Source organism: Sphingomonas sp. 35-24ZXX, from assembly GCF_000786215.1.
Taxonomy (GTDB): domain Bacteria; phylum Pseudomonadota; class Alphaproteobacteria; order Sphingomonadales; family Sphingomonadaceae; genus Blastomonas.
Genome location: NZ_JROG01000004.1, coordinates 734,156 through 753,336, shown reverse-complemented (window position 1 = coordinate 753,336; position 19,181 = coordinate 734,156). Strand labels below are relative to the sequence as shown.

Sequence of the window (19,181 nt, the reverse complement as noted above, 5' to 3'; positions counted from 1 at the left end):
GTCTAGGCTTCTCCACTCAAGCTGTTCCAGGCTCGCCAGGTCCCGATGGCATACACCAGGCCGAAGGCGAGAACGATGATCGAAGACCAGCGGAGAAAGGATTCCGACAGGTCGGGACGTTGAAAGGCGGATGGGAAAAACAGCACCATTCCGCGCAGAACATAAATGGCGCTGATCACGACCAGCCCGGCGCGCAACAGCGGCAACCGGGCGATCAGACCGGCGCCCGAAAACGCATAAGCCGCCCAGATCGCGAGCACCGCAGCGATGCCGGACGTCATGGCAGCCGGAACCCAGCTGCCCCGCGCTGCGGCCTGCGCGACCCGCTCGCCCGCACCGAAGAACCGGTACCATTCCGGACCGCCGATGATGCAGCCCAGATGCAGCAGCGATGCGGCAATGCTCAGCGATCCGCCGGCAATCAACCACATCTGCCCCTGCGACAGGCTGTTCACTGCTGCGGCTCCCAGTGCGTTTCAGCCGGGAAGATGTCGTCATAGCCGCCGCGGATCGACGGGCCGTAGACGGGGTTTGCAAACAGGAACCAGCCGTTACCCCACAGTCCGTCATAGGGAGCGGCGGTGGCCAGCGTTCGGCGCGCCAGTGGCGGCTGCTCGGGCTTGTTGAAACCATTGCGGAAATCGCCGAGCTGGTCGCCCGCCATCGCGATCACGCACCAGCGCGCCGCGATGGTCGCCCGGCGCTGATCCTTGCTCGAACCGGTGGCATCATCGCCCATCAGGAAAAGGGTCTCGCCGTGCTTGAACGCGCCAAGGCCGGCTGCGGCCAATGTCTGTTCGCTACCTGCGGCATTGACCGCGGACCGGTTGGTGTTGGCAATCGGCGTGATCCCGGCGGCGCGCAGCGCAGCCATGGCCTCCAGCGCGCCGGGCATCGCGACCGCCTTGCCCGTGCCGGTCTTTTCCCACTGGTCCCAGGTCTTGGCGTCGAATTCCTTGCCGGTCAGCGCGAACCAGCGCATCGGGCCGATGTTCCAGATCAGGGTCTCGTCGGCATCGAACACGGCGGCTAGCGGTTTGTCACCGCAGGCGAACGGCTTGCCGGTCGTCTCGTCGATGATCACGCTGTCGGCGGGCCGCGCCTTTGCCTTCGCCAATGCATAAGCGGTCAGCTGGCTGTAGGTCTGGCGGACCGAGATCGCGCCTTCGGCCGAACCGTAGAGCCATTGCTGGCCCATCGGCACGGAAGGCGCCGGAACGGCGGCAGGGGCTGCCGGCGCGGCAGGCGATTCGACGATGGTCGTGGTGCATGCAGACAGGGCAAACGCGCCCAGAAGCGTCGTGAACGCGGCCCTTCCCTGCCTGCGCCAGGGGAGAGGGTCAGAGCGCATCACGCTGCAGTCCGCTCGCGCACGGTCTTGAACTCGATCTTCTTGTCATAGGGCGCGCCGCAGATCAGGCGCTTCACATAGATGCCTGGCAGGTGGATGCAGTTTGGGTCGAGGCTGCCGGTCTCGACGATTTCCTCGACCTCGGCAACGCAGATCTTGCCTGCGGTCGCCATCGGCTGGTTGAAGTTGCGCGCGGTCTTGCGGAAGATCAGGTTGCCCGAGGTGTCGGCCTTCCACCCCTTGATGATGCACAGGTCGGCGTAGATGCCGCGCTCCAGAATATAGGTCTGGCCGTCGAAATCCTTGTGCTCCTTGCCCTCGGCCACCTGGGTGCCGACGCCGGTCTTGGTATAGAAGCCGGGGATGCCCGCGCCGCCTGCGCGGCAGCGTTCGGCGAGCGTACCCTGAGGGCAGAATTCGACCTCGAGCTCGCCTGCCAGATACTGCCGCTCGAACTCCTTGTTCTCGCCGACATAGCTGGAAATCATCTTCTTGACCTGGCGGGTGCGCAGCAGCTTGCCCAGCCCCTCGCCATCGATCCCGGCATTGTTGCTGGCGATGGTGAGATCCTTGGTCCCGGCATCGCGGATCGCATCGATCAGACGTTCGGGAATACCGCACAGGCCAAAGCCGCCGGCGCAGATGTGCATCCCGTCAAACAGCAGACCTTCCAGAGCGGATGTGGCATCGGGATAGATTTTCTGCATGACAAGAAGTCTCCAAGGCAAATGGATGAAAGCAGCCGTCCAACGGCAGGATTTCCGTGATTCGCGTTCCCCGCCAGCCCTAGCGGCAAGCCCGTGCTTTTTCCAGCGCCCGGTTGATTTGAATCAATGCATTCGCCTGCATTGAGGCGCAGGCTGCAGACATCAAAAGAGGAGAGCGCATGATGAAATCCATTCTGGTTTATGCCGATGGTGGCAAGGCATTCGAATCCCGGTTGCAAGTCGCGCTGGACCTGGCGCGCAGCCAGAACGGGCATATCACCTTTCTGCAGGCAACCCCGCTCTCCGGCTTTATCGTCATGGATCCAATGGGGGGCAGCTACGTGCCGTCCGGCATGCTGGAACAGCTGCGCGCAGACGAAGAAAAGCTGCGCGCGCTGGTCGAGGCGCAGATGGGCATCGAGGGCCTGCCATGGGACTGGACCGCCTATGACGGCGATGTCACCCAGGCCGTGATCAGCGCCTCGCGGCTGGCCGACGTGATCGTGCTGTCGCTGGACAATGCCCAGCGCAATGTCCGCCCGCACCCGCTGCTGTCGATCGCCGATGTGGCGGTGGAGACGCGCTGCCCGGTGCTGGCGGTGCCGACAACGCTGAAATCGCTCCACACCGGCGGCAAGGTGCTGATCGCCTGGGACGGCAGCCACGAAGCGGCCAGTGCGGTCCGCCAGGCGGTGCCCCTGCTCAAGAATGCAGCATCGGTGCATCTGGTGTCGATCGTCGAACCCAAGAAGGCCGGCGGCTTCCCATCGACCGAGGCGTGCGAATATCTCTCTCGCCATGGCGTGTGCAGCGAGCTGATCGAGCGCGAACGCGGACTGCTGGCGATCGAGGAAGTGATCGAGAATGTCGCGGGCGAGATTGGCGCCGACCTGCTGGTGATGGGCGCGTTCGGACACAGCCGCCTGCGCGAAGTGCTGCTTGGCGGGGTGACTCGCTATTTCCTCAAGGATTCGCCGATCCCGCTGCTGCTCGCGCACTGACTGCGCGCATTGCCACGGACGGGCGCGTCAGAAGCGCGCCCGGACCGTGAAGCGGGCGTTGATCGGCTCGCCCGTGGTGATGTTGTTGTCGTTGTGCGAAGCCGGGAAATAGCGCTCGTCGAACAGGTTCTCGACATTGACCTGCGCTTCGATCTGGTCGGTCAGCTTGAAGAACACCGCCGCATCGACCCGGGTAAATGCGGGCAGCCGCACGATGTTCGAAATGCTGGCGAACTGGCTGGACTGGTGAGTGACGCCCAGGCCGAAGCCCAGCCGGTCGCTGACGTCAAACCGGTTCCACAGGCTGGCCATGTGACGCGGCACCTGCCCGATCGTGCGGTTGGCGAGCGCGCCTGCGACCACCCGGCCGCGTTCATCGGAATCGAGGTACGAATAGCCTGCGTTGACCTGCCAGGCCGCGGTGATCTGGCCTGTGAACTGCGCTTCGAAGCCTCGCGTACGGCTGCCGGTGAGCAGCGAATTGGCCGGGTTGGCAGGATCGACGACGACGCCGTTTTCCCGGTCGAGCTGGAAGATGGCGGCCGACACGCGCAGATTGTCGGCAATGTCCCATTTCGCCCCGATCTCGTAATTGTCGAAGGCTTCGGGGGCAAGCGTCGCCTGGGCGGGGGTCAGCGTGAGAAACTGGTCGCCCGATCGCGGCAGGAAGGTCTTGGTGTAGCTGGCATAGAAGGACATCGCCTCGATCGGCTTGAAGATCAGGCCCAGCCGGGGCGACCATTCTGTATCCGTCCGCGACAGCTGCCGCCCGGCCTGGATATCGTTGACGTCGATCTCGAAGCGGTCGTACCGCGCGCCCAGCACGATATCGAAATGCTCGCCAATGCCGATCTGGTCCTGGAGATAGAGCGAATAGAAGCTGACATCCGACACCGTGTTGCGGTTGGTGACCGGGAAGGTCACTGCCGGAATGACCAGCGGGTCGGAGAAGGCGAAGGTCGCCGTGTTGGTGCCGCTGGTGGCAAAACGCCCATTCTGCCGGTTGTTGGCCGAACGCTGGTCGCCATATTCATAGCCCGCCAGCAGCGTGTGCGCGAATATCCCGGTCTCGCCGGTCCAGACGAGATTGCCCTGCACGAAGAAATTCTCGCGCTGGGTCGCATCGCGATAGGAATCGAGCGTGACCCGTCCTGCCCCCAGATTGCTGGCCGCCGCAAACAGATTGCCATAGGCCTTGTCGTAATCGGCATATTGCACGGTCATGTCGTAGCGCAGATTGTCGGTGAAGCTGTGCTCCAGCCGTCCGCGCAAGATGTGCGCTTCCAGCGAGGTCTGGTTGACCTGCGCCGATCCGAAGAAGGTCCGATACACGCCGCGTTCTGGGCGCGCCGGATTGGCGATCGTGCCCCCCGGGATAGCCGGGATCCCGCGGTCGACAATGCGATCATCGTCGATGAATTCATAAGAGAGCAGCAACCGCGTGTTGTCGCCGATGCTGAAACCGGCGGTCGGGTTGATCGCGATGCGATTCCCGCCGAAGACGTCGCGGTGGTTGTCGAATTCCTCGTACATCGCGTTCAACCGCAGGCCTGCGGTCTCGCCCAGCGCGGCGTTGATGTCGCTGGTCAGGGCAAAGGCGCCGAAGCTGTCGACCGAGGCCGATCCACCGTAGAAGGTCTCATCGAGCACCGGGGTCTTGCTGACACGGTTGACCACGCCGCCACCGCCACCGCGGCCAAAGAGCAGGGCGTTAGATCCCTTGAGGACTTCCACGCGCTCCAGATTGTAGAGCGGGCGGTAATACTGCACGTCATCGCGAACGCCATCGACGAAGAAATCGGCAGTGGTGTCCTGACCGCGGATCGAGATCTGGTCGCGATGCCCCTCACCCTGATTCGACGACACGCCGGGCGTATAGCGCAGCACATCGGCCAGATCCTGCAGCGCCTGGTCTTCGATCTGCTCGCGGGTGTAGACCGAGATCGCCTGGGGAATGTCGACCAGCGGTGTGGGCGTCTTGGCCGCGCGGACGATATCAAGCGCGAGATAGCCCTCGGAGCGGCCGGTCACGATAATCTCGCGCTGGTCGTCGGCGCTTTCGACATCATCGCTCGCAGCAGCGGCGCTCGCAGCAGCAGCGGCGCTCGCAGCAGCAGCTGCTGCTGCGCTCGCATCGGCTGCATGCACAGGGACCAGAGCTGCGCTCAACGCCAGAACCGAAACCGCGCCCAGAACGCCCGCAAACCCCGAATTCAGCAGCATGAAGCCCCACCCCGTTTCGCGGCATGACATTGCCAGCGATTCTCGTTTTCAGTGGGCGCGTACTAATGATAGGCATTCTTAACTGCAACAGAAATCCGCAACCACGCCGAGGGCTCGGTGCGGCGATGCCAAGGCGCTGGAATTGGCCAGACATTGCCACTAGCATGGCCGGATTGCACTGCCTGCAGCGAGGACCCGCGCACTATGCTCAAATTCCTGAAATGGCTGCTTGTTCTGGTTGTCGTCGCGATCATCGGTCTGGGTGTGTGGGGCTATGCGCCCGATATCGAGCCCAGCGAGCTGCAAGCGCAATATGGCCAGCCGCCATCCCAGTTCATCGAGCTGCCCAATGGCCAGAGCGTGCATGTGCGCGACGAGGGACCGCGCGATGCGCCTGCGATCCTCCTGATCCATGGGTCGAACGCCTCGCTGCACACCTGGCAGGGATGGGTCGATGACCTGAAAAAGGACTATCGCGTCGTTCGCTATGACCAGCCGGGCCATGGCCTCACCGGGGCGCAGGTCAAGGGCGACTACAGCACCGAGGCGTTCCGCGATACCGGCGCCGAAGTGATGAACGCGCTGGGGATCAGCCGCTATGTCGTTGCGGGCAACTCGATGGGCGGCTGGGTCGCCTGGAACATCGCGCTGAAATATCCCGCGCGCGTTGCCGGGCTGGTGCTGGTCGACGCGTCGGGTGCGCCCGAGGCCAAGCCCACCAAGATCCCGATCGGCTTCCAGTTGGCGCAGAGCGCCGCGGTCCGCCCGATCATCAAAGTGTTCACCCCGCGCGTGATCATCAAGCAGAGCCTGGAGCAGAGCGTAGGCGATCCTTCCCGGATCACCCCTGCCATGGCCGATCTCTACTGGAAGCTGCTGCGCCACCCCGGCAACCGCGAAGCCACCGTGGCGCGCGGCGATTTCCCGCGCAAACCGGCCGATGCGATGGAATTTGCCGGGCTGACCATGCCCTCGCTGATCCTGTGGGGAAAGAAGGACACGCTGATTCCGCTGCCCAACGCCATCTGGTTTGCGCGCCAGCTGCCCAATGACACTCTGGTGACATATGACAATCTGGGCCACCTGCCGATGGAGGAAGATCCGGCCCGCACCGTGGCAGACCTGCGCGGATGGCTGGAAAAGTCCGGACTGAACCAGCCTGCAACAGTCCCGACACAATCGGCGGCTAGCGGTGCTGCTGCTCCTGCTGCCATACCAACAGCGAGAACAGGGGGCTGACATGGGGGACCGGATGCACAGCATCGCCGTCTACAATCTCAAGGGCGGCGTCGGCAAGACCACCAGCGCGGTCAACCTGGCGTGGTGCTCCGCAGTGCTGTCGTCCCGGCGAACGCTGTTGTGGGATCTCGATCCGCAGGGCGCCGCCACCCATCTGATTGGCAATGAGCGGGTGGTGAAGGACGAGGCGCGTTCGATCTTCGCGCGCGATGTCGCGCCCGAAAAGCTGGTGCGCCCCTCGCAGATCGAGGGGCTCGACCTGCTCGCGGCAGACCATTCGCTGCGCGGGCTCGACCGGCTGCTGTTCGAGATCGGCAAGGCCAAGCGGCTGAAGAAGCTGCTCGACGGCCTCGGCAAGACCTATGACCGGATCATACTCGATTGTCCGCCGGGGCTGAGCGAAACCTCCGACCAGGTGCTCCGCGCGGCCGATCTGGTGATCGTTCCGATCATCCCCTCGCCGCTTTCGCAGCGCGCCTTTGTCGAGGTACAGGCCTATCTCGATGGCAAATCGGGCAAGCACGCCCCGATGCTGCCGGTGTTCGTGATGGTCGACCGGCGGCGCGCGCTGCACAAGCAGGCGCTCGAAACCTATCCCGACTGGCCGGTCATCCCGATGGCAAGCTCGGTCGAGCGGATGGCCGAGGAGCGCAAGCCGGTGGGTGCGTTCGATCCCAAAAGCCCTGCAGCGCAGGCTTATGCGAAGCTATGGCAGGGGATTGAGCGCAAGCTGGCGGGATAAGCCGCCGTCAGAAAGGCAGCGGATAGCGCGCCAGCATCAGCGCGGTGGCGCATCCGGAAACCAGCATGAAACGGATCACGCCTTGCCATACAGGATCATGACCGGACGGGGCAGCGAGGGCTACAGCTTTGCTCATGCCAGCATGCTGCGGCCAAAAGACCTAAAAACCCGTTAAACCGCTCGGCAAATTCTAGCGGATCAGCTGGATGTCCACCCCGACGCCAAGACCTTGCCATTGCCGGTCTGCGGTCAAGGCCGGCATGCCGCGAAGCTGCGCCAGAGCAAGACATGCCCGGTCCGCAAAGGACAGACCGCGATGCCGCGTAGGCTGGCGCAGGGCAGCGCCAAGGCGAGCCTCAGCGACTGAAAAAGGCACGATGTCGATGCCCAGACGAGCAATCTGCCTCTCCAGGCTGGCACTCTCCATGCCGCGTTCAAGGCAGCGCGTGAGCACTTCACTGTAATTCACGCTCGACATCACACTGTCGCTCAGCAGCTCGGCCACGTCGTTTCCGCCCGGCTCCTCGAATATGACAGCGAGGACCACCGAGGCGTCCAGAACGAAAGTCACTTCGGCCCCGGGTGCTGTCCGACGTTCGCAGCTTCCTGTTCCTCCAGACGTGCTTCCGCGCGACGGTCGTCCATCAAGGCATCCACCAAGCTGCTGCCATCGCTGGGCCGAAAGGGGCGAAAGGCTTCCTGAACTTCACGCACCACCTGGCGGTAGCTCTTGATCACCAGCGTCTCGCCTTCTCGTTCGAACACCAATCGGTCGCCCTCGGTGAAACCCAGTTCGCGGCGCAGATCCGCCGGAATCACGATCTTTCCGCCTTTGATCAGCTTGGCCGAATAGGTCATGCGCGTCTCCTTGGGACCTGAAATTACCATAGGACCCAGAGGGCTTCAACAACCCGCTCCGGCGCAGCGCAGCAGAGCCAAGCGCATATTCACGCGAAAGGGGGTTATCCGTCAGCCAGTCGCTCCAGCGCCTCGCCCTCGATCCGCCAGGGTTCCCAGCCTTCGGAATGGTGTGCGCCGATATGGTGGTAGAAATCCTTGGCCTTGGCGTTCCAGTCGAGCACGGCCCAGTCCATGCGCGCGCAGCCGCGCGCCTTGGCCTCGCGCGCCAGCGTGGCCAGCAAGGCGCGACCGGTCCCGGTGCCACGCGCCTTCCGGTCGACGAACAGGTCTTCCAGATACAGCGAAGGCGCGCCGGTCCAGGTCGAATAGGTCAGCAGCCACAGCGCGAGCCCGACCACCTCGCCGTCCATCTCGGCGAGATGCGCGAACACCTGCGGGTTGTCGCAGAACAGGGTCGTGCGCAGCGATTCCTCGGTCGCCTGCACCGCATCGGGTTCACGCTCGTAGACAGCCAGCGCGACCACCAGTCGCAGGATATCGGCCTCATCGCCGGGCCGCGCGGGCCGGATCGAAATGGTCATTCCGCAGCCACGGCCTCGGCATTGCCAGCGTCGGTGGCTTCGGCCTCGATTTCCGCCGCCTTGGCCTCGACCAGCCGGACGATGTGATCGACCATGCCTTCATCCTCGACCGTATGGTCGGTGATGCCGGACAGATACACCATGTGCTTGCCCTTGCCGCCGCCGGTCAGGCCGATGTCGGTCTCGCGCGCTTCGCCGGGGCCGTTGACGACGCAGCCCAGCACCGAGAGCGACAGCGGCGTGTTGATATGCTGCAGCCGCTCCTCGAGCTTCTGCACGGTACGGATGACATCGAAGCCCTGGCGCGCACAGCTGGGGCAGCTGACGATGCGCACGCCGCGGGTGCGGATGCCCAGCGACTTGAGGATCTCGTAGCCGACGCGCACCTCTTCCTCGGGCTCGGCCGAAAGCGAGACGCGGATGGTGTCGCCGATCCCTGCCCAGAGCAGGTTGCCGATCCCGATCGCGCTCTTCACCGTGCCGCCGATCAGGCCGCCCGCCTCGGTAATGCCGAGGTGCAGCGGGCAATCGACCGCATCGGCGAGCTGCTGATAGGCTGCGACCGCGAGGAACACGTCGCTCGCCTTCACCGCGACCTTGAACTCGTGGAAATCATGGTCCTGCAGCAGCTTGATATGATCGAGCGCGCTTTCGACGAGCGCCTCGGGGCAAGGCTCGCCATATTTCTCGAGCAGGTCCTTTTCCAGCGAACCGGCGTTGACGCCGATGCGGATCGCGCAGCCATTGGCCTTGGCAGCGTTGACGACCTCGCGCACGCGCTCGGACGATCCGATATTGCCGGGGTTGATGCGCAGGCACGCAGCCCCTGCGTCCGCAGCTTCGAGCGCGCGCTTGTAGTGGAAATGGATGTCGGCGACGATCGGCACCTTCGAGGCGCGCACGATCTGCTTCATCGCGGCGGTGGATTCGACATCGGGGCACGACACGCGGATGATATCGACTCCGGCCTCTTCGCAGCGGCGGATCTGGTCGATCGTCGCTTTCGCGTCGGATGTCAGCGTGTTGGTCATCGTCTGCACGCTGACCGGGGCGTCGCCCCCCACCGGTACATTGCCCACCATGATCTGGCGGCACTTGCGCCGGTCGATATCGCGCCAGGGACGCAGAGAAGGGTTGTGGGCCGACATAAATTGCTCTCCAAGAGTGTCAGGTGGTTATAGTCGCTCGATGCGGCTTTGGCGAGACATCAGGGCATAAAGACAGCCACCTCAAAACCGATCGGGGGATTTGCAGATGAAGACGATGATGAAGCTGGCACTGACGGCAAGCCTGCTGGCGATGGCGGGAACGGCCAGCCTGCCCGCGCTCGCGCAACCGACGGCGACCCAGCGTAGCGCGCAGGAGCAGGCAGCACGCGAATTATATCGCAACATCATCGGTTTCCGCACCGCACGCGGCCACAAGCAGGTCCCTGCCATGGTCGCGTATCTCAAGGGCGAGTTCGTCAAGGCGGGCTTCCCCGAAGGCGACATCACCGTCACCGATTATGACAGCGATGGCGAGCCCACCCAGGGGCTGATGGTCACCTACCGGGCCAAGGGCAAAGCCAAGGCCGGGCCGATCGTGCTGCTGGGGCATATGGATGTGGTCGAGGCGCTGCCCGAGGATTGGGAGCGCCCTCCGTTCACGCTGACCGAGGAGGAAGGCTATTTCTTCGGCCGCGGCACGCTGGACAACAAATACGGCATCGCCAGCCTGGCGCACACTTTCATCCGGCTGAAGAAGGAAGGCTGGACGCCGAGGCGCGATCTGGTGCTCGTCTTTTCGGGCGATGAAGAGACCGGCATGATCAGCACCCGCGCGCAGGCGAAGATGGTCGCCGAGACGATCAAGCCCGCATTGGTGCTCAACAGCGATGCCGGCGGCATCCGGCTGACCGAGGATTTCAAGCCGATCATGTTCGGGGTGCAGGCAGCGGAAAAGACGTTCGCCACGTTCGAACTGACCGTCACCAACCCCGGCGGCCATTCGTCGCGCCCCCGGCCCGACAATGCGATCTACGAGCTGGCATCGGCGCTGAAGGCGATAGAGGCCTATCGCTTCCCGGTGCGCGACAATGCGATCACGCGCGGATCGTTCGCCGAGTTGGGCAAGATCACGCCCGGCCCGCTGGGTGAGGCGATGCTGGCGTTTTCGCGCAACCCGGCTGACGAAGCGGCGCGTGCGACATTGCTGGCTTCGCCCGCGACATCGAACATGCTGTCGACCACTTGCGTGGCGACGATGCTGAAAGGCGGCCATGCCGAAAACGCGCTGCCGCAATCGGCCACCGCCACGGTAAACTGCCGCATCTTCCCCGGTGAAGGCGGTGCCGCTGCAGCCGAGGCCGCGCTGAAGAAGGCAATCGGCAACGACAAGGTCACCTTCAAGCTCGCCACCGATGTCGTGGAAAGCCCTGCCTCGACGCTGGATGCCGAGGTGCTCGGCGCGGTCAAGGCCGGTGTGCACGCGCGCTTCCCCGACATGGTCATCGCACCCTATATGGAATCAGGCGGCACCGATGGCATGCACTACCGCGCTCTCGGGCTGAACACCGTTGCGATCAGCGGCGCTGCGATGCGCGATGCGGACATGTTCGCGCACGGCCTCAACGAGCGCATCCGGGTCGAGGATTTCTACGCCGGACTGGATCACTGGTATCTGATCCTCAAGCACCTGGCCGATTGAGCCGACAGGAGACACTTATGCCGACGGTATTCATCACAGGAGCCAATCGCGGGCTCGGGCTCGAGTTCGCACGGCAATATGCCGCGGACGGCTGGACCGTCATCGCCACCGCGCGCGATCCTGAGGCCGCGACGGAGCTCAAGGGCACCGGGGCCGAAGTGATCGCTTTGGAAACCACCGATCCCGCAGGGCTCGATGCGTTGCAGGCCACGCTGGGCGATCGACCGATCGACGTGATGATCGCCAATGCCGGCATGCTCGGACCACAGACGTTCGATCGCGCTGGCTGGTCGGATACGTTCATGACCAATGTCATCGCGCCGACCGAGCTCGCCATCCGGCTGAAGGGCAATGTCCTTGCCTCGGAGCAGCGCAAGATGATCGCGCTGTCCTCGACGCTGGGCAGTATCGCGGGCAACGACGGTGGCGGCCTGCTGGCCTATCGCAGCTCCAAGGCCGCGCTCAATGCGGCCTGGCGTTCGCTCAGCATCGACTGGAAGGACAGCGGCCTGGCGCTGGCGATGGTCCATCCCGGCTGGGTCAAGACCGACATGGGCGGCCCCGGCGCGCAAATCGATGCTGCTACCAGCATCACCGGGTTTCGCGCGGTGATCGCCAATCTGTCTCCCAGCCAGAGCGGGTCGTTCCTCGACTATCAGGGCAACCGGCTGGAGTGGTGACCGCCGATCAAGGCGCGCGCTGGAAGGGCTTGGCTTCGGCGAGGATCAGCGCGAACCAGTCATCGGGGTCGGTCCATTCGTGCCGCGTCGTCCAGCCTCCCGAGCGCAGCAGCAGCCGCGCATCGCGGGGGCCGTATTTGTGGCTGTTTTCGGTGTGGATCGTCTCGCCCTTGGCCATGCTGAACCGCTCGCCCAGCACCTCGAACGCCACATCCTCCAGCGCCTCGAGATGCATTTCGATCCGCGCATAGCTGTCGTTCCAGCGCGCGACATGGCGAAAGCTTTCGACCGGAATGTCGCCGTCCAGCTCGCGATTGATGCGGCGCAGCAGGTTGAGATTGAACTCTGCGGTCACGCCCTGAGCATCGTCATAGGCGGGGATCAGAATATCGGGCGACTTGATCCGATCCATGCCGATCAGCAGCATTGCCCCCTCGCCCAGCGTCTCGCGCATCGACCGCAGCAGATCGACCGAGGTGCGCGCGACCATGTTGCCAATGGTGGAGCCTGGGAAGAAGCCGAGCTTGGGCACATCGGCGATATCATCGGGGAGCTTGAGCGGGTGCATGAAATCGCCCTCGAGCGGGTGCACCTGCAACTGCGGAAAGTCCGCAGCGAGGCTTGCGGCGGAATCGCGCAGGAAATCGCCCGAGATATCGATGGGCACATAATGATCGCCCTGAACCGCGCGCAGCAGATGGGGCGTCTTGACCGACGATCCCGAGCCGAATTCCACCACCGCCCGGCCCGCACCGCCCTGCGCCGCCACTTCGCCGCAATAGCGCTGAAGCAGCGCGGTTTCGGTGCGGGTGGGGTAATATTCGGGCAGATCGGTGATCGCCTCGAACAGCTCCGAGCCTGCCAGGTCGTACAGCCAGCGCGCCGGGATCGCGCGCCGCGTGCTGCGAAAACAGGCGAGGACGTCGTCCCTGAAGGCCGGATCTGCCTCTGCCGACGGTGTCTGGTCCGGGGCGTCGGAAGTCTGGATCATGGTAGCCAAGGGATGCGCTCCTGCAGGTCGATCAGCTCAGGTCTTTGGCCAGCCTGAGGCCGGTGAACTGCCATCTTTGATGGGGGTAAAAGAAGTTGCGATAACTGGGACGCACGGAGCCGCGCGGGGTTGCACAGCTTGCGCCGCGCAGCACGAACTGGCCGGACATGAACTTGCCGTTATACTCGCCCACCGCGCCTTCGGCCGCCTTGAAACCCGGATAGGGGCGATAGGCGCTGCCGGTCCATTGCCAGACATTGCCATACACCGATGCCGCAGCATCGGCGCGCGGGCGCACCGGGCCGGCCCGGTCAAGCTGGTTGCCCGAGGCACTATCGTGCAGTGCGGCGATCGCCTCCCATTCGGCCTCGGTCGGCAGCCGAGCGCCCGCCCAGGCGGCATAGGCATCGGCCTCGTACAGGCTGATATGGCAGACGGGCGCGGCCGGATCGACGCTGCGCAGGCCATCGAGCCCGAACTGCTGCCAGCCGCCGTCCTGATCCTTGCGCCAATAGAGCGGCGCTTCGATTCCATTGGCCTGCACCCAGGCCCAGCCATCGGACAGCCAGTGGCGCGATTGGCTGTAACCGCCATCTGCGATGAAAGCGGCCCATTCGCCATTGGTCACGGCGCGGTTGGCGAGCGCATAAGGGGTTAGCCACACCGGATGGCGCGGCCCTTCGCAGTCGAACGCAAAACCAGCGCCATCATGGCCGATCTCGACCCGGCCGACCGGCCCCTCGATCCATTCGATCGGCAAGGCGTGGGTCGACGCAATCGGCGCAGGCGGCCAGATCGCGGGGTTCAGCGGGTTCTGCGCAAAAAGGTACAGAATGTCGGTCAGGAGGAGTTCCTGATGCTGCTGTTCGTGGTTCAACCCCAGTTCGACCAGTGCCAGCACTTCGTTACTGAGCGTGGGCATAGCCTGCAGCATCGCGGCATCGACATGCGCGCGATAGGCGCGGATGTCGTCGAGCGACGGCCGGGTCAGCATGCCGCGCATCGGCCGCGCATGGCGCGCGCCCTCGGCCTCGTAATAGCTGTTGAACAGAAAGTGATAATTGGGGTCGAACGGCTGATAGCCCGGCACATGATCGCGCAGAATGAAGGTTTCGAAGAACCAGCTGGTGTGCGCCAGATGCCACTTGGCGGGAGAGGCATCGTCCATCGCCTGCACGGTGGCATCGGCATCGGACAGCGGATCGGTCAGGGCCACGCTGAGCGCGCGGACCTGGGTGAACAGATCGGCCAAGACGGGGGCGTGTATCGCAGGAATGGAGGCGGCGGCGTTCATGATGGTCTATCCTCCCCGTATATCCGTTTTCCGGCGCACGTCGGAATCCAGGAGCGATGGCGCTCTGTCGGACTCCTGGGCCCCGGCGCTGGCCGGAGAACAGAGTGTTATCGCGATGCGCCCGGTACCCAGAGCGGATCGTTGCCGTTGTTGATCCGGCGCGCGAGCACGAACAGGAAGTCCGACAGCCGGTTCACGTAGATACGCGCAGACGGATTGATCGATCCGTCATGCGAGGCGGCGACCAATGTGCGTTCGGCGCGGCGCGCGATGGCGCGGGCAAGGTGCACGGCTGCCGCGCCGGGGCTTCCGCCGGGCAGGATGAAGCTCTTCAGCGGCGGCAGCGAATCATTGATGGCATCGATGCGCTGTTCGATCCACGCGATCTGCTGCGGCACGATGCGCAGCACCATTTCGGAAGGCTCGAAATCGTCGCCCGGGGTCGCGATATCGGCGCCCAGATCGAACAGGTCGTTCTGCACGCGGATCAGGTCGGCGGTGAAATCGCTCTCGCCCAGCGCGACCACGGCCAGCCCCAGCGCGCTGTTCAGCTCGTCAATATCGCCGATCGCCGCCATGCGCGGACAATCCTTGGCGACGCGCGAGCCATCGACAAGGCCCGAAGTGCCGTCATCGCCGGTGCGAGTGTAGATCTTGTTGAGCTTGACCATGTGCCGTTGCCGCGTGTCGCCCCTGAAGGCTCAGCGGTTTACCAGCATCAGCACCGCGACCGCAGCAATCGCCATCGCCTGATATTTGACGCGGGCGAACATCATCTTGTTCTGCATCTGGTGGCTGCGACCGACGCCGGGCGATTTGAGGTCTTCCTCCGTCATCTGGATGAAGGCGACAAGGCCACGCACGAGGCTGACCAGAACCATGACTGCCAGAGCGACAATCGCCAGGATGATGATGATGTTCATGGCCTGCTATATGAGGGCTCGCCCCACGAAATGCCAGAAGGAAGCATGGCTTTTCGCAAATTTTCCAGCAGCGCCGGTCCATCCGCCCCGGCCTCGCGCAATGACGCTAGGGCTGCGGCACCTTCGCTCTTCGCAAGCTTGCGCCCGTCGGCTCCTGCGAGCAGTCGGTGATGATGGTAGATCGGCACCGGCAGATCGAACAACGCCTGCAGCAGCCGGTGGACATGGGTGGCGGCAAACAGGTCAGCCCCGCGCACGACATGGCTGATCTGCTGGTGGGCATCATCGAGCGTCACCGCCAGATGATAGCTCGCGGGCGCATCCTTGCGCGCCAGCACGACATCGCCGAAGTGATCGGGGCGCGCCGCCTGCTCGCCCGCCTCCTGGTCGTGCCAGGAGAGCGCGCCCGCCTGCGCCTTCGCGGCGGCCATATCCAGCCGCCAGGCGTGCGGTTCATCGGCCATTCGCCGGGCCCGTTCATCCTCGCCTAGCGCGCGGCAGGTGCCGGGATAGACCAGACCCTCCGGCCCCGGCTGCGCGCCTGCCGTAGCGATCTGGCTGCGCGTGCAGAAACAGGGGTAGAGGAGGCCCCTTGCCCTGAGATCGGCGAGCGCGGCCTCGTACGCTGCAAGCCGCGTCGACTGGAACAGCACCTCGCCGTCCCAATGCAGCCCCAGCCAGCGGAGGTCGGCAAAAATCGCCTCGACCAGATCAGGTCTTGAACGCACCCCATCGATATCCTCGATCCGCAGCAGGAACGCGCCGCTCATCTGCCGCGCAAGGTCGTGCGCGCGAAGTGCCGCATAGGCATGGCCCAGATGCAATGCGCCATTGGGGCTCGGCGCAAAGCGGGTGCGCATCATGGCCTGCACGTCCACGGCTTGGGTGTAATGTGCGCAGTTATCACCATATATCGTGGGTGTGCCCTCTTGACCTTGGTCGTGTCGGCATGCTGATTAACCGTAAATTCTGTTACCGCATTTTTGTCATGGGGCTGTCACGCACTTGGGTTTATAGGAAGCAGCGCGGACGAATGGGAGAGGGTTTAAGCCGACCATGTTTCATCCCGATTTGATTGAACGGGCCATAAGGGACCCGCATCCCGACTTTATCCGGCACCCGGATAGCTGCCCCGCCCTCGTTCTCAACGCCGATTACACCCCCTTGAGCTATTATCCGCTCAGCCTGTGGCCGTGGCAGACCGCGATCAAGGCGATCTTCCTCGACCGGGTCGATGTCATCGAGACCTATGAGCGCGAGGTGCACTCCCCGACGATCCAGATGAAGATCCCGTCGGTGATCGCATTGAAGCAATATGTAAAGCCGTCCGAATATCCCGCTTTCACCCGCTTCAACCTGTTCCTGCGCGACCGCTTCCACTGCCAGTATTGCGGATCGCCGCACAACCTCACCTTCGACCACGTCGTCCCGCGCCGCCTGGGCGGCAAGACCACCTGGCAGAACGTCGCCACCGCATGTGCACCCTGCAACATGCGCAAGGGCGGACGCACGCCGGCGCAGGCCAACATGCGCCTGATGGTCCAGCCGATCCGCCCGACCAGCTGGCAGCTGCAGGAACGCGGAAGAGCATTTCCGCCGAACTACCTGCACGAAAGCTGGCACGACTGGCTGTATTGGGATGTCGAGCTGGAGGCTTGAGGGGGGATTGCCTTCAAGGCGTTCTGGGGACAGCTGTCGCGGCGCGAACATAGTGGAAACCGGATATCGCTTAGCGCTTAGCGAGATCCTCGTGCACGATTTCATTTAACAGGATTGAACAAGCCGACACTTCGTCCGCGAATGCATCGATGGCTGATATTGTCCATTCTTGGCCGCGCCGAAATAGCCGCTGATCGCCATTTGGAGCCGTACCTGGTTTCCCATGCAGTAAACCATTGCGTTCCTGGACCAGTCTTTGGAATTCCATCGAGGGTATGAGACAGATCGCCCTCAAGGTTGGATCGTTGATTGCTTTAACAAGATCAATTAGCTCTTTCGCGATCACACCTGCCGTTTTACGCAAAGGCTCTATCGTGCTAATATAACCGGGCTGTAATCGCTCGGCTGACCACACAGCATTCCACTCGCATATTGCAAAACAATATGCCGCTAGCCCAAGCGCATGAGCATATTGGTCATCGATTGAGATGCGTTTGCGATCATTCTGCATCAGGACATTCTATCTCGGAGTATATTGATCGTCGAGCGAGGTCTGCTCAGTCTCGGCCTCTGTTTAGCAGTCCTTTCCGCCAAGGCCCTTTAACTCCCTCCTCCGCTCAGCCTGAGCCTGTCGAAGGCCCCGCACTACGGCCAGCGTGGGCGCGGGTCCTTCGACTTCGCGGGCTGAAGCCCGCGGCTCAGGATGAGCGGGGGTGGTGAATGGCATGTCTGCTAAATGGTCGGATCACAACAATGAAACGGAGCACATTCCACTCCTTGCAGGGAGGGAAGTTTTGGGTGTGCCTTACGCCACCTTCACCTGCTCGGCCGCCGCGATCACCTCAAGCGGGCGGACGATCAGCGTCACGCGGTCGTGGCCCACCGCGACGTTCAGCACATCGCCCGCCTTGACCACGACGGGCTCAGGAAAATTGTGCAGCATCTGCAGCCAACCGCCGTCGGTATAGCCGTCGGGATGGTTGTCGAAGGTGATGCCTTCGGCCAGGTCGACATGCATCCACTGGACGATGCCGCTGGCGATGCCGTCTTCGAGCACGTTGATCTGCAGCAGGTGCAGGTCGCTCTGGTGGCGGGTGTGGGTGAGGTCGATATGGACCAGTTCGACATCGTCGGACAGGCGCTTCCAGTCGGTCATCGTGCCGTGGATCGGCAGCCGGGGCGAGGCGAGCGCGCCGAAGCGCGAGATGTCGAAGCCCGAGACCTGATCGACGAAGACGTAATCGGCAAGCACCTGGCTTTCGACAAGGCAGCCGATCGCCGAGGCGGCACGCGGGATGACGATGGCATCGGGCTTGAGCAGCCGCGCATGCGCATCCTCGAAGGTGTCGATGACATGCTCGGTGAGCAGGTCGCTCGAGAGGATTTCGGAGACCAGGATGTCCGCGCGCTCGTCCAGATGCTCACCGACCTTGAGCTCGTTGGAGGGTGCGGTGTGGACAGTGATCGCATCGGCATAACCGTTGTCGGCGATGATCTTGCGCGCCATGTCGGCGATGATCGGCACCATCTCGCACGCGGTGACCGATTGCGCACCCGCGCGTGCGGCCATCATGGACAGGAGCCCGCTGCCGGTGCCGATATCGAGCACGCGGGCATCGGGTCCGGCCTCGGCCAGCGCGGCGATGATCGCGGCTTCGAACGCATCGTTGCGGCGCACGTCGTTGAGCATCGGGATATGCCAGAAGGGCACCATTTCGGCGCTGAGGCGGCGGATCTGGTGTTCGATATGGATGTTGCCCGGCTGCAGCGCCTGTGCACGCTGGAACTGCTCGAGCGCCTCGGCCTTGCGACCGGCATCGGACAACATCACGGCCAGGTTGTTGGCAGCGACGGCGTTGGCAGGATCGGCAGCGCAGCTCGCCTTGAGCGCGGTGATGGCAAGGTCGATACGGCCGGTGCGGCTATAGATCAGCGCCTTTTCATGATGTGCCACGGCATGTTCGGGGTTGATCGCGAGCAGCGTGTCCCACAGCTCCAGCGCCTCGGCATTCGCGCCGCGCTGGCCCAGCAGGCAGGCCAAGATCGGCAGCACTTCGGCGGTGCGATAGCCATATTCGATGACCATGCGGTAGCGCTCTTCGGCAGCGACCACATTGCCCGCCTCCTGAAGCAGCATCGCCTCTTGCAGCAGGGTCCGTGCGATGGCGATGTCTTGATCGGTATGCGTCATGCTGTCCCCCGTTGAGGCCTGTTAACTCAGTTCAACAGACTATTAACGTG

Annotated in this window: 22 protein-coding genes; 6 read left to right on the top strand and 16 right to left on the bottom strand. The window is 63.6% G+C overall.

Features of this window, described 5'->3' with window-relative positions:
* Positions 1–2: 2 nt before the first annotated feature.
* From LI72_RS11660 to LI72_RS11650, 3 genes are read right to left on the bottom strand one after another with little or no spacing between them, the layout of a single operon-like run.
* Positions 3–455 carry a hypothetical protein gene (locus LI72_RS11660; protein WP_231562450.1) on the bottom strand — a complete coding sequence of 151 codons (453 nt, stop codon included), beginning with the start codon at positions 453–455 and terminating at the stop codon, positions 3–5.
* Positions 452–1,351, bottom strand: coding sequence for an HAD family acid phosphatase (locus LI72_RS11655; RefSeq protein WP_231562449.1), 900 nt, complete (start codon positions 1,349–1,351; stop codon positions 452–454). Before LI72_RS11655 ends, LI72_RS11660 begins: the two co-directional genes overlap by 4 nt.
* On the bottom strand, positions 1,351–2,058 hold the full coding sequence (locus LI72_RS11650) for a CoA transferase subunit A (protein WP_033925978.1): 708 nt from the start codon (positions 2,056–2,058) through the stop codon (positions 1,351–1,353). Before LI72_RS11650 ends, LI72_RS11655 begins: the two co-directional genes overlap by 1 nt.
* 179 nt (positions 2,059–2,237) lie before the next feature.
* Here LI72_RS11650 and LI72_RS11645 point away from each other — a divergent pair, with 179 nt between their 5' ends.
* Entirely contained in the window at positions 2,238–3,059 is an 822-nt protein-coding gene (locus tag LI72_RS11645; RefSeq protein ID WP_052129752.1) for a universal stress protein, read from the top strand.
* 27 nt (positions 3,060–3,086) lie between these two features.
* Here LI72_RS11645 and LI72_RS11640 read toward each other — a convergent pair whose 3' ends face one another.
* Entirely contained in the window at positions 3,087–5,282 is a 2,196-nt protein-coding gene (locus LI72_RS11640; protein ID WP_231562448.1) for a TonB-dependent receptor, read from the bottom strand.
* A 204-nt stretch (positions 5,283–5,486) separates the two neighbouring features.
* On the opposite strand from LI72_RS11640, the gene LI72_RS11635 reads away from it, so the two are divergent.
* Together LI72_RS11635 and LI72_RS11630 are read left to right on the top strand one after the other, a co-directional pair.
* Positions 5,487–6,521, top strand: coding sequence for an alpha/beta fold hydrolase (locus LI72_RS11635; RefSeq protein WP_052129751.1), 1,035 nt, complete (start codon positions 5,487–5,489; stop codon positions 6,519–6,521).
* 13 nt (positions 6,522–6,534) lie between these two features.
* Complete coding sequence (locus LI72_RS11630; protein WP_033926335.1) at positions 6,535–7,263, top strand: ParA family protein; 729 nt, start codon at positions 6,535–6,537, stop codon at positions 7,261–7,263.
* Positions 7,264–7,270: 7 nt separating this feature from the next.
* Here the strand turns inward: LI72_RS11630 and LI72_RS20635 are convergent, their stop codons facing one another.
* The 5 genes from LI72_RS20635 to ispG all read right to left on the bottom strand — a co-directional run bounded on the left by LI72_RS20635 (position 7,271) and on the right by ispG (position 9,853).
* Positions 7,271–7,399 carry a hypothetical protein gene (locus tag LI72_RS20635; protein ID WP_269429434.1) on the bottom strand — a complete coding sequence of 43 codons (129 nt, stop codon included), beginning with the start codon at positions 7,397–7,399 and terminating at the stop codon, positions 7,271–7,273.
* 54 nt (positions 7,400–7,453) lie between these two features.
* Positions 7,454–7,834, bottom strand: a complete 381-nt coding sequence (locus tag LI72_RS11625) for a type II toxin-antitoxin system VapC family toxin (protein ID WP_033925977.1) — start codon at positions 7,832–7,834, stop codon at positions 7,454–7,456.
* Positions 7,831–8,121, bottom strand: a complete 291-nt coding sequence (locus LI72_RS11620) for an AbrB/MazE/SpoVT family DNA-binding domain-containing protein (protein ID WP_033925976.1) — start codon at positions 8,119–8,121, stop codon at positions 7,831–7,833. The genes LI72_RS11625 and LI72_RS11620 overlap by 4 nt, the downstream gene beginning before the upstream one ends.
* A gap of 104 nt (positions 8,122–8,225) precedes the next feature.
* Entirely contained in the window at positions 8,226–8,705 is a 480-nt protein-coding gene (locus tag LI72_RS11615; RefSeq protein WP_033925975.1) for a GNAT family N-acetyltransferase, read from the bottom strand.
* Complete coding sequence (gene ispG, locus LI72_RS11610) at positions 8,702–9,853, bottom strand: flavodoxin-dependent (E)-4-hydroxy-3-methylbut-2-enyl-diphosphate synthase (protein WP_033925974.1); 1,152 nt, start codon at positions 9,851–9,853, stop codon at positions 8,702–8,704. Before ispG ends, LI72_RS11615 begins: the two co-directional genes overlap by 4 nt.
* A 106-nt stretch (positions 9,854–9,959) precedes the next feature.
* Here ispG and LI72_RS11605 point away from each other — a divergent pair, with 106 nt between their 5' ends.
* Positions 9,960–11,393 (top strand): M20/M25/M40 family metallo-hydrolase, encoded by a 1,434-nt coding sequence (locus LI72_RS11605; protein WP_081984864.1) that lies wholly within the window; start codon positions 9,960–9,962, stop codon positions 11,391–11,393.
* A gap of 17 nt (positions 11,394–11,410) precedes the next feature.
* Complete coding sequence (locus LI72_RS11600; RefSeq protein WP_033925973.1) at positions 11,411–12,073, top strand: SDR family oxidoreductase; 663 nt, start codon at positions 11,411–11,413, stop codon at positions 12,071–12,073.
* A gap of 7 nt (positions 12,074–12,080) precedes the next feature.
* Here LI72_RS11600 and egtD read toward each other — a convergent pair whose 3' ends face one another.
* The 5 genes from egtD to gluQRS all read right to left on the bottom strand — a co-directional run bounded on the left by egtD (position 12,081) and on the right by gluQRS (position 16,141).
* Positions 12,081–13,064 (bottom strand): L-histidine N(alpha)-methyltransferase, encoded by a 984-nt coding sequence (egtD, locus tag LI72_RS11595; protein ID WP_052129750.1) that lies wholly within the window; start codon positions 13,062–13,064, stop codon positions 12,081–12,083.
* 31 nt (positions 13,065–13,095) lie between these two features.
* Positions 13,096–14,358, bottom strand: a complete 1,263-nt coding sequence (gene egtB, locus LI72_RS11590) for an ergothioneine biosynthesis protein EgtB (RefSeq protein ID WP_052129749.1) — start codon at positions 14,356–14,358, stop codon at positions 13,096–13,098.
* A gap of 107 nt (positions 14,359–14,465) precedes the next feature.
* On the bottom strand, positions 14,466–15,029 hold the full coding sequence (locus LI72_RS11585) for a cob(I)yrinic acid a,c-diamide adenosyltransferase (RefSeq protein ID WP_033925972.1): 564 nt from the start codon (positions 15,027–15,029) through the stop codon (positions 14,466–14,468).
* A gap of 30 nt (positions 15,030–15,059) precedes the next feature.
* Complete coding sequence (locus LI72_RS11580; protein ID WP_033925971.1) at positions 15,060–15,281, bottom strand: hypothetical protein; 222 nt, start codon at positions 15,279–15,281, stop codon at positions 15,060–15,062.
* Positions 15,278–16,141, bottom strand: a complete 864-nt coding sequence (gene gluQRS, locus LI72_RS11575) for a tRNA glutamyl-Q(34) synthetase GluQRS (protein WP_443018121.1) — start codon at positions 16,139–16,141, stop codon at positions 15,278–15,280. The genes LI72_RS11580 and gluQRS overlap by 4 nt, the downstream gene beginning before the upstream one ends.
* Positions 16,142–16,337: 196 nt before the next feature.
* Here gluQRS and LI72_RS11570 point away from each other — a divergent pair, with 196 nt between their 5' ends.
* The gene (locus LI72_RS11570) at positions 16,338–16,940 is read left to right on the top strand and encodes an HNH endonuclease (RefSeq protein ID WP_033925969.1); all 603 of its coding nucleotides are present in this window, start codon (positions 16,338–16,340) and stop codon (positions 16,938–16,940) included.
* A gap of 70 nt (positions 16,941–17,010) precedes the next feature.
* Here LI72_RS11570 and LI72_RS19640 read toward each other — a convergent pair whose 3' ends face one another.
* Together LI72_RS19640 and LI72_RS11565 are read right to left on the bottom strand one after the other, a co-directional pair.
* Positions 17,011–17,451: a hypothetical protein gene (locus tag LI72_RS19640; protein WP_197051882.1), complete on the bottom strand. Its 441-nt coding sequence runs from the start codon at positions 17,449–17,451 to the stop codon at positions 17,011–17,013.
* 294 nt (positions 17,452–17,745) lie between these two features.
* The gene (locus LI72_RS11565) at positions 17,746–19,131 is read right to left on the bottom strand and encodes a protein arginine N-methyltransferase (protein ID WP_033925968.1); all 1,386 of its coding nucleotides are present in this window, start codon (positions 19,129–19,131) and stop codon (positions 17,746–17,748) included.
* Between the last annotated feature and the right edge of the window lie 50 nt (positions 19,132–19,181).